Source organism: Collimonas sp. NPDC087041 (genome assembly GCF_044745265.1).
In the GTDB taxonomy this organism is placed as follows: domain Bacteria; phylum Pseudomonadota; class Gammaproteobacteria; order Burkholderiales; family Burkholderiaceae_D; genus Collimonas.
Genome location: NZ_JBIUZX010000014.1, coordinates 28,895 through 41,972 on the forward strand (window position 1 = coordinate 28,895; position 13,078 = coordinate 41,972).

At 59.1% G+C, this 13,078-nt stretch carries 10 protein-coding genes; 4 read left to right on the top strand and 6 right to left on the bottom strand.

The window, feature by feature from the left end:
• Positions 1 to 133: 133 nt before the first annotated feature.
• On the top strand, positions 134 to 1,555 hold the full coding sequence (gene pyk / locus ACIPF8_RS21285) for a pyruvate kinase (RefSeq protein ID WP_400425020.1): 1,422 nt from the start codon (positions 134 to 136) through the stop codon (positions 1,553 to 1,555).
• Between the two features lie 95 nt (positions 1,556 to 1,650).
• Here the strand turns inward: pyk and ACIPF8_RS21290 are convergent, their stop codons facing one another.
• Positions 1,651 to 2,409: a 3-oxoacyl-ACP reductase family protein gene (locus tag ACIPF8_RS21290; RefSeq protein ID WP_400425023.1), complete on the bottom strand. Its 759-nt coding sequence runs from the start codon at positions 2,407 to 2,409 to the stop codon at positions 1,651 to 1,653.
• Positions 2,410 to 2,546: 137 nt separating this feature from the next.
• Here ACIPF8_RS21290 and ACIPF8_RS21295 point away from each other — a divergent pair, with 137 nt between their 5' ends.
• Positions 2,547 to 3,470 carry a LysR substrate-binding domain-containing protein gene (locus ACIPF8_RS21295; RefSeq protein ID WP_400425026.1) on the top strand — a complete coding sequence of 308 codons (924 nt, stop codon included), beginning with the start codon at positions 2,547 to 2,549 and terminating at the stop codon, positions 3,468 to 3,470.
• An 84-nt stretch (positions 3,471 to 3,554) separates the two neighbouring features.
• On the opposite strand, the gene ACIPF8_RS21300 is transcribed toward ACIPF8_RS21295, so the two are convergent.
• From ACIPF8_RS21300 to ACIPF8_RS21315, 4 genes are all read right to left on the bottom strand, one after another.
• Positions 3,555 to 4,916 carry an 8-oxoguanine deaminase gene (locus tag ACIPF8_RS21300; RefSeq protein WP_400425029.1) on the bottom strand — a complete coding sequence of 454 codons (1,362 nt, stop codon included), beginning with the start codon at positions 4,914 to 4,916 and terminating at the stop codon, positions 3,555 to 3,557.
• A 47-nt stretch (positions 4,917 to 4,963) separates the two neighbouring features.
• A complete protein-coding gene (locus tag ACIPF8_RS21305) occupies positions 4,964 to 6,724 on the bottom strand; it encodes an allantoate amidohydrolase (RefSeq protein ID WP_400425032.1) in 1,761 nt (586 codons plus the stop codon).
• 98 nt (positions 6,725 to 6,822) lie between these two features.
• Positions 6,823 to 8,217, bottom strand: a complete 1,395-nt coding sequence (locus ACIPF8_RS21310; RefSeq protein WP_400425035.1) for a nucleobase:cation symporter-2 family protein — start codon at positions 8,215 to 8,217, stop codon at positions 6,823 to 6,825.
• 275 nt (positions 8,218 to 8,492) lie between these two features.
• Positions 8,493 to 9,431 (bottom strand): LysR substrate-binding domain-containing protein, encoded by a 939-nt coding sequence (locus ACIPF8_RS21315; protein ID WP_061534234.1) that lies wholly within the window; start codon positions 9,429 to 9,431, stop codon positions 8,493 to 8,495.
• Between the two features lie 341 nt (positions 9,432 to 9,772).
• Between ACIPF8_RS21315 and ACIPF8_RS21320 the strand changes: the two genes are divergently transcribed.
• Positions 9,773 to 11,047, top strand: a complete 1,275-nt coding sequence (locus ACIPF8_RS21320) for a urate hydroxylase PuuD (protein ID WP_400425038.1) — start codon at positions 9,773 to 9,775, stop codon at positions 11,045 to 11,047.
• A 98-nt stretch (positions 11,048 to 11,145) separates the two neighbouring features.
• A complete protein-coding gene (gene hutH, locus ACIPF8_RS21325; RefSeq protein WP_400425040.1) occupies positions 11,146 to 12,783 on the top strand; it encodes a histidine ammonia-lyase in 1,638 nt (545 codons plus the stop codon).
• 102 nt (positions 12,784 to 12,885) lie between these two features.
• Here hutH and ACIPF8_RS21330 read toward each other — a convergent pair whose 3' ends face one another.
• Positions 12,886 to 13,068, bottom strand: coding sequence for a 4-oxalocrotonate tautomerase (locus tag ACIPF8_RS21330; protein ID WP_400425043.1), 183 nt, complete (start codon positions 13,066 to 13,068; stop codon positions 12,886 to 12,888).
• Positions 13,069 to 13,078: the final 10 nt, after the last annotated feature.

The following is a 13,078-nucleotide window of genomic DNA, read 5'->3' on the forward strand; positions in this document are numbered from 1 at the left end:
TCCCCGCGCATGCTGGGATCCAAATTACGGACGAAAAGTGGATTCCTGCGTTCGCAGGAATGACGCCAGAATAGTTACTCAATGCCTGGCTTAATGTCAGATTCACCGCTTGATTTACGAAAGAAAACCAACCATGCGCCGCCAACGTAAAGCAAAAATCGTCGCCACGCTCGGCCCTGCCAGCGCCGACCAGAAATCCATCCAGGCATTGTTCGAAGCCGGTGCCGATGTCTTTCGTTTCAATTTCAGCCACGGCAGCCACGCCGATCACCAGCAACGCTACGATATCGTGCGTGCGGTGGAGCAGGCTGTCGGCCGGCCGATCGCCATCCTGGCCGATCTGCAAGGTCCAAAGCTGCGCATCGGCCAGTTCGCCGACGGCAAGATCGAATTGCAGGCAGGCCAGGAATTCACGCTCGACCGTGATCCGGCGCCGGGCAACAACCAGCGCGTCTGCTTGCCGCACGCGGAACTGTTTGCAGTAATCGCCGGCGGCCAGTCCTTGCTGCTGGACGATGGCAAGGTCAGGCTGGAAGTATTGTCGTGCGATGGCCAGTCCATCCATACCCGGGTGGTCAACAGCGGTTCGCTGTCGGATCGCAAGGGCGTCAACGTGCCGGATGCGGTATTGCCGATTCCGGCGTTGACCGAAAAGGACAAGCGCGATTTGAAATTTGCACTGGAACTGGGCGTCGACTGGATTGCGCTGTCGTTTGTGCAGCGGCCGGAAGATGTGCTGGAAGCGCGCGCGCTGATCGGCGATCGCGCCAGCATCCTGTCGAAACTGGAAAAGCCGGCCGCGCTGGATCAGCTGGATGCAATCGTCCAGGTGTCCGACGCCATCATGGTGGCGCGCGGCGATCTTGGCGTGGAATTGCCGCCTGAGCGTGTACCGGGCGTGCAGAAGCGCATCCTGCGTGTCTGCCGTCAGCACGGCAAGCCGATCGTGATCGCGACCCAGATGCTGGAATCGATGATCACTTCGCCGGTACCAACCCGCGCCGAAACCTCCGACGTCGCCAGCGCGATCTACGATGGCGCCGATGCCGTCATGCTGTCGGCGGAATCCGCCAGCGGCGCCTATCCGGTTCCGGCAGTGGCGATGATGGATCGCATCATCACCGAAGTCGAACGCGACCCGCTGTACCAGAACATGCTCGATGCGCAGCACGAAGCGCCGTTGCCGACCCGTGGCGACGCCATCTGTTCGGCTTTGCGCGACGTTACCCGCATCATCGGCGCCAAGGCTACCGTGACCTACACCAGTTCCGGCTACACCAGCCTGCGTGCAGCGCGTGAGCGGCCGATGGCGCCGATCCTGAGCATCACGCCAAAGCTGGCAACGGCGCGGCGGCTGGCGCTGGTGTGGGGCGTACATTCCACCATCAGCGACCAGGTCCACAATGAAAGCGAGATGGTCACCGCCGCTTGCCTGACCGCGGTCAAGGAAGGCTTTGCCAAAACGGGCGACCAGATCGCCATCACTGCGGGCATGCCGTTCGGTCAGTCGGGCAGCACCAACCTGTTGCGCCTGGCGGAAATCTGGCCGCAGTAAATATCGCGCTTGTATTCAAGTAGAAAAATGGCCGCTCCCTCGACAGGGAGCGGCCATTTTCATTGGCGATACAACCGTCGGTAGGCTGCTGCCGCTCAGGCGGCAAAGCCACCATCGATGGTCAGGCTGGCGCCGGTGATGTAAGCGGCTTCGGGGCCGGCCAGGTAGGCCACAAAGCCGGCGATTTCCTCATCCTTGCCATAACGGCCGATCGGCATCATGGCTATTAGCGTGTCGGCAAAATCGCCAGTGGCGGGATTCATGTCGGTATCGACCGGGCCGGGTTGCACGTTGTTGATCGTGATGCCGCGCGGTCCCAGGTCGCGCGCCAGGCCGCGTGTCAGGCCGACGAGCGCCGATTTGCTCATCGCATAGGGGCCGCCGCCGGCAAACGGCATGCGGTCCGCATTGGTGCTGCCGATGTTGATGATGCGGCCGCCTGCGCCCATGTGGCGCGCCGCTTCCTGGGTCGCCACGAATACGCTTCGCACGTTGATCGCCAGCGTGCGGTCGAAGTCTTCCAGGCTGAAATCGGCCAGCGGCGCAATCGCCAGCACGCCGGCATTATTGACAAGGATGTCGAGCCTTCCGAACTTCGTTACCGCTTCGCCGATGGCGCTCTTGATTGCGTCGGCGTCAGCGCTGTCGGCCTTGATCGCCAACGCTCGCCCGCCGGCGGCTTCGATGTCTTTCACTACTTGCAGTGCGCGCTCAGGCGAGCTGATGTAGGTCAGCGTGACGGCGGCGCCGTTGCTGGCCAGGCGCTTGGCAATCGCCGCGCCGATGCCGCGCGAGCCGCCCTGGACGAAGGCGACTTTGCCCGTAAGTACTTGAGATTCTTGGTTGTTGCTCATGAGGTTTCTCCGTTTGGTTGCGCCACTTATCGAAATGATGAGTGGCGAGTTGACAAGCGAAGTATCGGACGATCATTATGTTGTGACTAGTCGCTAATCTTAATATTCACTTCATACCAAAGGTTTGAAATAACGACATGGAAACGATGATCGGAATGCAATGTTTCGTGCGCAGCGCCGAGGCCGGCAGCTTTTCCGAAGCGGCGCGCCGCCTCGGCATGACTTCGGCTGCGGTAGGCAAGAATGTGGCGCGGCTCGAGGCTGGGCTGGGGGTGCGCCTGTTCCAGCGCAGCACGCGCAGCCTGACCCTGACCGAGGCCGGCGAGAGTTTCCTGCATGAAGTCCGAGATAGCCTGGTATCGATACAGGCCGCAGTCGACAACCTGGCCAGCACTGGCGGGCAGCCGGCTGGAACGCTCAAGGTCAGCATGGGCACCGGCTTTGGCCGCACCTACATGGTGCCGCTGCTGGGGCCGTTCCTGGCAAAGTACCCGGCGATTTCACCGGACTGGCATTTCGATAACCGCCAGGTCGACCTGATCGCGCAAGGTTTCGATGCCGCCCTCGGTGGCGGCTTCGAATTACCGCCCGGCGTCGTTGCGCGCCAGCTGGCGCCGGCGCACCGGGTGTTGCTGGCGGCGCCGGATTATTTCAAAGGCAAGAAGATGCCGACATCGCCGGCCGAGCTGGATGCGTTCGACGGCATCTTCATTCGCTCGCCGCAAACGGGAAGGGTGCGCACCTGGCCGCTACGCAACCGCGCCAACCAGCAGGCACCGGTGACCTTGCGCGTACGGATGACCATGAGCGATCCGGAAGCGGCCTGCGAAATCGCGCAGATGGGTCTCGGCATCGCTTTGGTTAGCGTGCCGAATGCGTTGCCGTTTATGCTCAACAACAGCCTGGTGCGTGTGCTGCCGGATTGGTATGTCGACGGCGGCAGTCTGTCCCTGTATTTTGCTGCGCAAAAATTGCTGCCGGCGAAGACCCGGGTGTTTGTCGATTATGTTGTCGAGCATTTCCGCGAACATGATCTGGCGCGCCGTTTCTCAGCATTTTGAGGCGGTTATCCGAAAACGCAGCGACTATGAAAAAGGCCACGGTTTGTGCCGTGGCCTTTCCTTGATATTGCTGGAAAACGCGGCTTAACGCGCCGCTTCAGCCAGCGACAAAGCCAGCTTGTTGTGGTGCTCGAGCACACTGCCGAGATCAATCGTGGTGAACTGTCCATCACGCACCACCACGCGGCCGTTGATGATGCTGTAGGCAACATCGGCTGGTGTGCAGAACACCAGCGCCGCCACCGGATCGTGCCAGCCGCCGGCAAAACCCACCTTGTTCAAATCGAACAGCACCAGATCGGCCGACATGCCTGGTTTCAGTGCGCCGATATCGTCGCGGTTGAGCACTTTGGCGCCGCCGAGCGTAGCCAGTTCCAGCGCTTGCCGCGCCGTCATCGCATCGGGGCCGAAACCGACCCGCTGCAACAGCATCGCCTGCCGTACTTCACCCAGCATGTGGGCGCCGTCGTTGGAGGCCGAACCATCGACGCCGATGCCGACCGGTACGCCGGCGTCGACCATCTTGCGGATCGGCGCGATGCCGGAAGCCAGCCGCATGTTGGAGCAAGGGCAGTGGGCGATGCCGGTGCCGGTGCGGCCGAACATGTAGATGCCTTCGTCGTCCAGTTGCACACAGTGCGCATGCCAGACGTCATGGCCGACCCAGCCGCAATCCTCCGCATATTCGGCCGGCGTCATGTTGAATTTCTCGCGGCTGTAGGCGATGTCGTTGACGTTTTCCGCCAGGTGGGTATGCAGTGAAACGCCGTGCTGACGGGCCAGAATCGCCGATTCGCGCATCAGGTCGCGCGATACCGAAAACGGCGAGCAGGGCGCCACCACGATGCGCTGCATCGCGTGGCGGTTGCTGTCGTGATATGTTTCGATCAGGCGCTGGGTATCGCGCAGAATCGCCTTTTCATCTTCCACCACGCGGTCCGGCGGCAAGCCGCCTTTTGACTGGCCGACGCTCATCGAGCCGCGTGCGGCGTGGAAACGCATGCCGATCTGCTGCGCCGCTTCGATGCTGTCGTCCAGCTTGCAGCCGTTTGGATAGATGTACAGGTGATCGCTGCTGGTGGTGCAGCCGGACATAATCAGTTCAGCCATTGCAGTCAACGTCGACACCTTGATCATCTCTGGCGTCAGGTTGGCCCAGATCGGATACAGGTTAGTCAGCCAGTTGAACAGCTCGCCATTCTGCGCCGCCGGGATCACGCGCGTCAGGCTTTGGTACATGTGGTGATGAGTATTCACCAGGCCCGGGATGACGACGTGATTGCCGGCGTCGATTACCTCGTCGGCGCTTTGCGGCAGGTCGGCAGTGTTGCCGACCTGTTCGATCACGTTGTCGCGGATGAACACCGCACCGCCGGCGATTTCACGACGCGCATCGTCCATGGTGACGACGACGCGCGCATTTTTTATCAATAAAGTTTTAGACATGAGCTATGGAAAAAAATACGCTGGTTCAAGACCTTGAGCTACCTTGCTCAAGGTTTTGATGTAAAGCGGCGTAGGAAATCCAGCAAGATTTGCGCCGATACTTCAGCATCATCCGCAGTCATTGTTTCCAATGGATTGTGGCTGATGCCGCCGTTGCCGCAACGCGTAAACAGCATTGCGACATCGGTTATTTTAGCGATGGTCATGGCATCATGACCGGCGCCGGAAGCCAGTTTGAACGGTTTTACGCCAGCCCGCTCGGTGGCTGCAGACAATTGCTCCATCAACCACGAGGCGCATGGTGCAGCCGGCGCCGACACCATCTTCTCGATATTCGCTTCGACGCAGCGGCGTTCGCAGACCGTCTCGATGTGACGCAGTACGTCTTCCACCGCAGTATCGCGCACCGCATCGTCCGCCGCGCGGATATCCAGCGAGAACACGCAGGCGCCAGGAATGACGTTGGTCGAACCGTTCGGCACCTGCAACTGGCCGACGGTGCCAACCAGCGACGCGTGCTGGTCCTGGCCGCAGCGCTGCTCCACATACAACAGGATTTCAGCGGCGGCCGCAGCAGCGTCCTTGCGCATCGACATCGGCGTGGTGCCGGAGTGGCTGGCGACGCCTTTCAGTTGTACCATGTAGCGGCAGCTGCCGGCGATCGAGGTGACGATGCCGACCGGCAGATCGCGTTGCAACAGTACCGGGCCTTGTTCGATATGCACTTCGACATAGCCCAACAAATCGGCTGGATTGCGCGCGATGGCAGGAATTGCTGCTGGATCGTGGCCGGCCTTCAATAGGGCATCGCGCATGCTGATGCCATCGCGGTCGAGATTGTTCAGCAGCTCCATGTTGAACTGGCCGATGATCGCGTTGCTGCCGAGGAAAGTGCTCTTGAAGCGCACGCCTTCTTCTTCGGAAAAACCGACGATCTCGAAATGGAACGGCAGCTTTTCGCCGCGTTCGTGCAAGTGTTTGACGATGGCGATCGGCAGCAGGATGCCTTCGCGGCCATCGTATTTACCGCCGTTGCGCACCGTGTCGTAGTGCGAGCCGGTCATCAACGTTTTGGCCGCCGGATTGTCGGACAGGTAGCGGCCGACCACGTTGCCGACTGCATCGATCTCGACCTGCATGCCGGCTTCGCGCATCCATGCGGCGATTTGCGTTGCCGTGCGGCGGTGGGCGTCGGTCATGTAGGCGCAGGTGAGGCCGTTGTCGTCATCGCTCCAGGCGCCGATCTGTTCCGCCCATTGCATGATCGTCTTGCCCAGTTGCGGCGTGTAGCCAAGCAGGTCGTTGCTGCGCATTTCGGCGATGCGGCCGATCTGGCGCAAGGCTTCGCCCAGTTCATCGTCGAACTGGTTTTTCAGGCGGCGGGTGAAGGTGGCGATGATGGCCTGACGTGTCAGGCCCTGGCCGTCGGCGCCCTTGACCGCGAGGATGAACGGGAAACCGAATTTCTTGTTGTAGTCGCCATTCAGCTTTTGCAGCGTGGCGAATTCTTCCGGGCTGCAGTTGTTGAGTCCGGCCTTGGCTTGCTCACCGGTCGATTCGACCGTCAGCTCACCGGAGATGGCCGCCTTGCCCGCCAACTCCGGGTGGGCACGGATCAGGCCCAGCTGTTCTTCGCGGGTGGCGTTGCTGACAACCGCCTGCATCGCCAGTTTCAACGCTGTGATGTTGGCGAATGGCCGTTGCGCCGCGGCGCGTTCCGGGATCCACGGCGAATGCTCGTAAATGCCGTGCAGCGTCGCAACGAAGGTCTGTACATCGGCGCTATTCAATTGCTCTAGTGTTGTCATTTGTATCATCGGCGGGTCCAACCCGCTTCGTCCATGGTTAAATCAATTCTGTTTTTACGGGTTGGATCCGCATTGCTGCAATTTACGTCAAAACGGCTTTAATGGTCGGAGCTTTGCGCTGCCGCCATTGCATGCGCGCGGCTGTCTTCGCTGCTGCCTTTGCCATTGAAAAACAGGTTCAGCAGCACTGCCATGCTGGAAGCAAGCAGGATGCCACTATGCAGGATGGTCGACAGGAAAACCGGCATCTTGTCAAAAAAGCTCGGCGCCACGATCGGAATCATGCCGGCGCCGAAGCTGACGGCGACGATGAACAGATTGTTGCGGTTGCGCTGGAAATCTACGCCCGACAGGATCTTGATGCCGGTTGCCGCAACCATGCCGAACATGACGATGCCGGCGCCGCCCAGCACGAATTGCGGGATCGAAGCGGCAACATGCGCCATTTTGGGGAACAGGCCGAACAACATCAGGATCACGCCGGCGGCAGCGCAGACATAGCGGCTGCGCACGCCGGTGACGCCGACCAGGCCGATATTCTGTGAGAACGAGGTGTATGGAAACGTATTGAAGATGCCGCCAATCACGCTGCCCAGGCCATCGACGCGCAAGCCGCGCGCCAGGGTCTTGTCGTCGACTTTCTTGCCGACGATTTCACCCAATGCGATGAACATCCCGGTCGATTCGATCATGGTCACGATCATCACCAGGCACATGCTGATGATGGAGCCGATGTCGAACTTCGGCCAGCCGTAATGAAACGGCCGGATGAAGGCAAACCATTCCGCATCTCCCAGGCCATAGAAACTGATTTTTCCCATCGCCATGGCAATCACGAAACCGATCGCCATGCCGGTCAGCACCGAGATGTTGGCGATAAAGCCTTTGACGTATTTGGTGATCAGCAGGATCGAGATCAGCACGATCAGGGCGATGCCAAGGCTGGTCGGCGAGCCGTAATCGGGATTCGGGATTTTGGTGAACACGCCATCGACCAGGGTACCGATCACCGGTTGGCCGCCGGCCGCCCAGTTGATGCCGACGCCCATCAGCGAAATGCCGATGACGCTGATCACCGTGCCGGTCACCACTGGCGGAAAGAAGCGCATCAGGCGGCTCATGTAGGGAGCGGCAAAGACGCAGAATATGCCGGAGACAATCACCGCACCATAGATGTGCACGATGGTCAGTTGCGGGTTGCCGGCCATCGCCACCATCGGTCCGACCGCGGCAAAGGTAACCCCCATCATGACTGGCATCTTGATGCCGAATTTCCAGAAGCCCAGGCACTGGATCAGTGTCACCAGGCCGCAACAGAACAGGTCGGCGCTGATGAGGAAGGCGATGTCGCTTTTTGCCAGGTTGAGGGCGCCGCCTATGATCAGCGGCACCGCGATCGCACCGGCATACATCACCAGTACATGCTGCAAGCCGAGGGCTGCGAGTTTTCCTACGGGGAGTTTTTCATCTACCGGTTCTGTGCTGCTGGTCATCGTGTGTCTCCTAGGTACTATTTATTGTAGTGCTTGCGGCGACATCAATCCGGTGTTCCTGCCTGACCGGCTTGCTGCGCCACAGCCTTCACAAGTCACCTGATCCTGGAAAAGGGCTCGTGCTGTCCGATACTACTTGGCCCAGCCCTTCACGATATATAGCTTGTCTGATAGTTGATTTACGTATTTGGATATATGAGGAAAACCCGTTGTTAGATAAGAATTTAGTTGTGTTTTTTAGTTGTGTTTTTTAGTTGTGTTTTTAGTTGTATTGGTTACTTCGCCAGCATGCTCTTGGCAGCAATGCCGATCTGCTCGCGCAGCCATTTGTGCTCGGTCGCCTGGTGCACCCGTTCATGCCAAAGTTGATAAAAACGCATCGGCGGAAATTTGATCGGCAGCGTGAAGCTTTTCAGCGCCAGCGTCTTTTCATAGAAGCGGGCGAACTGGCGGCCGGTGGTCAGCACCAGGTCGGTCTGCGCCACCATGTAAGGCAGCATGCCGAAGTAGGCTGATTCGACCACCACATTGCGATTGAGGTTCTGGCTGTCGAGGAAGGAATCGATGATGCCATGATAGCCGGGTAGCACCTGCCACGGCGCCACGTGCGGCAGCGACAGATAATCTTCGACCGTCATCTTGTCCGGCTCGGTGCGCTTGGCGTAGGCGCTGTCGGCCCGCATCAGGCAAACTATAGGATCGTCGAACAGCTTGGATAAATGCAGATGCGGCGGCGGTTCATCCCAGTTGGCGATGACCAGGTCGAGATCGCCGTCGGACAGCAGCCTGACATAGTCGGTCTCCGGGCCGAGTGCATGGATCACGATGCGGCTCTTGGGTGATTCGCGACGCAGGCGCGCCACTACTTCCAGGAAGAACGGCGTATTCATGTAATCTGGCGCAGCGATATGAAAGGTGCGTGCTTCAGCCTGAGGCACGAACGCGGTCTTTTGTACGAACAGACGTTCGGTTTCTTCCAGGATGCGCTTGGCCGGTTTCAGCAGGCTTTCGCCGTGCTGGGTCGGCACCATGCCGCGTGCGCCGCGCACCAGCAGTGGATCGCCGGTCAGTTCGCGCAGCTTGCGCAGCGATGCCGAAATCGACGGCTGCGGTTGATTCAGTTTGAGTGCTACGCGCGAAACGTTCTTTTCGCACAGCAGTAGATACAGGATTCGTATCAGGTGGATATCCAGATGGTCTGGCAGCTTGGCCATGTTGTCTCCTACGCTATTAGTATTTGTTTGTATTATTTGCGGTCCATTTTGTTATATGGATATGTGTATGTCAAATATATCTGAAAATCCATGTTTTGAAACGTCAATACGTTTATCTTGCGAGAATCTGAAGCGCTTTTATTACCTGAGCGCAGGCAGGGGAAAATGAAGGATGGGCAGGCAGGTATCTTGCTTAGTGCTTGCTTTATCCGATCATGTTGGTCGTAGCGGAGCTGATATAAAACAAGGTTTATAAAAAGTTCGCGGCCGTGTTGGGGGCAATCGCTCCTATCGTTTGCAGAGCCCGCGGTGGCAGACGAGTAAAAATCGTTGGGGAAGACATGGATGCATTATTAGTTTCGTACGGGGTCGAATGGCTCAATTTGCTGGTGCGCTGGCTGCATTTGATCACGGGGATCGCCTGGATCGGTGCATCCTTCTACTTCGTCTGGCTGGACAATTCGATCCGGCCGCCGAAGCCTGGCTCCGACCTGGCTAACAAGGGCGTCTCCGGCGAACTGTGGGCTGTCCACGGCGGCGGTTTCTACAATCCGCAAAAATATCTGGTAGCGCCGGCCGAGTTGCCGGCCGATCTGCACTGGTTCAAATGGGAAGCCTACGCTACCTGGCTGTCAGGTTTCGCGATGCTGTTCATCGTCTACTACTTCAATGCTTCGGCAATGATGATCAACAAGGATGTCGCCGATCTGAACACCTGGCAAGCCATCGGTGTCGGCCTCGGCACGCTGGTGGTTGGCTGGACCGTGTATGACCTGCTGTGCCGTTCGCCGCTGGGCAAGCGCGAAGGTTTGCTCGGCATCGTCATGTACCTGTTCATCGTTGCCGCCGCCTATGTGCTGACGCATCTGCTGAGCGGCCGTGCCGCCTACATCCATGTTGGCGCCATGATCGGCACCATGATGGTGGGTAACGTGCTGATGGTGATCATTCCAGGCCAACGCAAGCTGGTCGAGGCGATGCGCGTCGGTAAATCCCCGGATCCGATCTACGGCAAGAAAGCCAAGCAACGCAGCGTACACAACAACTACTTCACCTTGCCGGTGCTGTTCATCATGATCAGCAACCACTACGGCATGACCTACAGCCATCCATATAATTGGTTGATCCTGGCTGCGATTATCGCTGCCGGCGCGTTGATCCGTCACTTCTTCAACCTGCGTCATGCCGGCCGTGTTTCGCTCGGTTATCCGATCGCCGGCGTCGCCTTGTTGCTGATTGTTGCGATTGCGATTGCACCGAAGCCGATCCAGCCGGTTGCACCGGTCGCACCAGTTGCTGCTGCGGCCGGCGCAGCGGCGACAGTGGGCGCTACCGTTGCAGCTACTGCAGCAGCACCGGTTGCCGACATGGCGCATATCCAGGAAATCATCGGCCAGCGTTGCGCAACCTGCCACTCGGCGCAGCCGACCCAGCCCGGGTTTGCCACAGCGCCAGCTGGTGTCATGCTGCAGACGCCTGATCTGATCCGTCAACATGCCGACAAGATCTATCAGCAAGCGGTGCAACTGAAGGCCATGCCGCTGGCGAACATGACCCACATCACTGACGAAGAACGCGCCCTGATCGGCGCCTGGTACGCCGCCGGCGCCAAGTAAGTTCACGTCATTCCCAAAGCCGGAAGCCGGTTGAGCGTTTCTGTAACGCTCAACGGGTTTTCGCGCACGCCACCCATCAAGAAATCTTTGGAGTACTCATGTCCCAAACCATCACCATCGACGGCTTCAACCTGACTGCCCAGCAAGTAGTCGACGTCGCCCGCGCACCGCACCTGCCGGTGACGCTGGCCGACTCTTCGCGCGCTGCCTTGAAGGAAAGCCGCGACTACATCGAATCGACCTGGATGCACGATGAAGCGCCGATGATGTACAGCTTCAACACCGGCGTCGGCCTGCTGAAAGACACCCGCATCAAGGTCGAGCACATCGAGCTGTTCCAGACCCAATTGATCAAGGCGCACTGCGCCGGCATCGGCGAGCCGTTTTCGGAAGAAGTCAGCCGCGCCACCATGCTGTTGCGCGCCAACGCTTTCGCCAGCAATTACTCGGCGCCACGGGTTGAAGTGGTTGATCGCCTCCTGGCTTTCCTGAATGCCGGCATCCATCCGATCATGCCGCAAAAAGGCTCCGTTGGCGCCTCCGGCGACCTCGCGCCTTTGTCCTACCTGGCAGCGGCAATCGCCGGTTTTGATGAAGCTGAAGTGATGTACCAGGGCCAGCGCATGAGCGCGCCTGAAGCGATCACCAAGTCCGGTGTCGGCCCTGTCAAATTCGATCTGAAAGCCAAGGATGCCTCAGCCCTGATCAACGGTTGTACCGCTTCGCTGGCTGTGGCGGTACTGGTGGCGCACGATGCGCGCAACCTGCTGAGCGATGCTTGCCTGTCGCTGGGATTGACGCTGGAAGCGATGCGCGCCGAAATGGCCGCATTCGATCACCGCATCCAGCAAGCCCGTCCACATGCCGGCCAGATCAAGACCGCCGCCATCATCCGCAAGCTGCTGGCCGGTTCCACCCGTACCACACATGAAGCGCGCGCGGTACAGTTTCCGGAAGAAAGCCGTCGCACCGATATCCCTTACACCGCGCGCATCCAGGATGTGTACTCGCTGCGCTGCTCACCGCAAGTCTACGGCCCGGTGTTCGATGCACTCGATTACATCGACAACATCGTCGACAAGGAAATCAATTCGGCCACCGACAACCCGCTGATCTTTGATAAAGAAGGCGGCGGTTTCGAGATCATCTCCGGCGGCAATTTCCACGGCCAGTATCTGGCACAGGCGATGGATTTGCTGGCGATGGCGATCACCGATCTGGGCAGCATCTGCGAACGCCGCGTCGCACGCCTGATCGATCCGACCCTCTCGTGGGGCTTGCCACGCAACCTGATGAGCGGCGTACGCGGCGTCAACACCGGTTATCCGGTGGTGCAATGCTCGATGAGTTCACTGGTGATGGAAAACCGCACGCTGTGCATGCCGGGCAGCGTCGACAGCATTCCCGCCAAAGGCAACAGCGAAGACCACGTATCGAACTCGACCTGGTGTGCGCGCAAGGCGGCCACCGTGGTGGCCAACACGCAGTACATCATCGGCGTTGAAATGCTGCTGGCGGCGCAGGCCCTGACCATGACGGAAGATTTGCTGCCGGGCTTCGTGCTGGGTAAGGGCACGCAAGCTGCGTATCAGGAAATCCGCCGTCAGATTCCGGCTTGCCTGGAAGGCGATCGCTGGTTCCACAACGATATCGCGGTGGCGCAGTCGTTCGTGGTCAGCGGCTCGGTGCGCAATGCGGTGATCAAGCAGATTGGCGAGTTTGCCGGCGCCAGGTAATACTTTCTACGGGTGATCGGCAAAGCATTTTGTTGATCGTTCGAACAAAAAAACAGCCGCGAATTTCGCGGCTGTTTTTTTATGGTGACGCGTGTCGCCGGTTCAGTCCGACCATAATTTTCCGGCAGTCGCCCAGTTTTCACGTTTGACTTCCTGGATGATGATATCGACCGATTCCGGTCCACAATCCAGCGTCTTGCAGGTGACTTCGGTGATGGCTTTGACGAAGGCGCGCTTTTGCTCTGCGGTACGGCCTTCGAAGAGTTGGACGTTAAAGGTTGGCATGAGAAATATC

Bases quoted from the DNA above. Each gene is read 5' to 3' on its own strand.
- hutH (WP_400425040.1), top strand. From the start codon at position 11,146: ATGTCCCAAACCATCACCATCGACGGCTTCAACCTGACTGCCCAGCAA.
- ACIPF8_RS21305 (WP_400425032.1), bottom strand. From the start codon at position 6,724: ATGACAACACTAGAGCAATTGAATAGCGCCGATGTACAGACCTTCGTT.
- ACIPF8_RS21295 (WP_400425026.1), top strand. From the start codon at position 2,547: ATGGAAACGATGATCGGAATGCAATGTTTCGTGCGCAGCGCCGAGGCC.
- ACIPF8_RS21330 (WP_400425043.1), bottom strand. From the start codon at position 13,068: ATGCCAACCTTTAACGTCCAACTCTTCGAAGGCCGTACCGCAGAGCAA.
- ACIPF8_RS21320 (WP_400425038.1), top strand. From the start codon at position 9,773: ATGGATGCATTATTAGTTTCGTACGGGGTCGAATGGCTCAATTTGCTG.
- ACIPF8_RS21300 (WP_400425029.1), bottom strand. From the start codon at position 4,916: ATGTCTAAAACTTTATTGATAAAAAATGCGCGCGTCGTCGTCACCATG.
- ACIPF8_RS21315 (WP_061534234.1), bottom strand. From the start codon at position 9,431: ATGGCCAAGCTGCCAGACCATCTGGATATCCACCTGATACGAATCCTG.
- ACIPF8_RS21310 (WP_400425035.1), bottom strand. From the start codon at position 8,217: ATGACCAGCAGCACAGAACCGGTAGATGAAAAACTCCCCGTAGGAAAA.
- pyk (WP_400425020.1), top strand. From the start codon at position 134: ATGCGCCGCCAACGTAAAGCAAAAATCGTCGCCACGCTCGGCCCTGCC.
- ACIPF8_RS21290 (WP_400425023.1), bottom strand. From the start codon at position 2,409: ATGAGCAACAACCAAGAATCTCAAGTACTTACGGGCAAAGTCGCCTTC.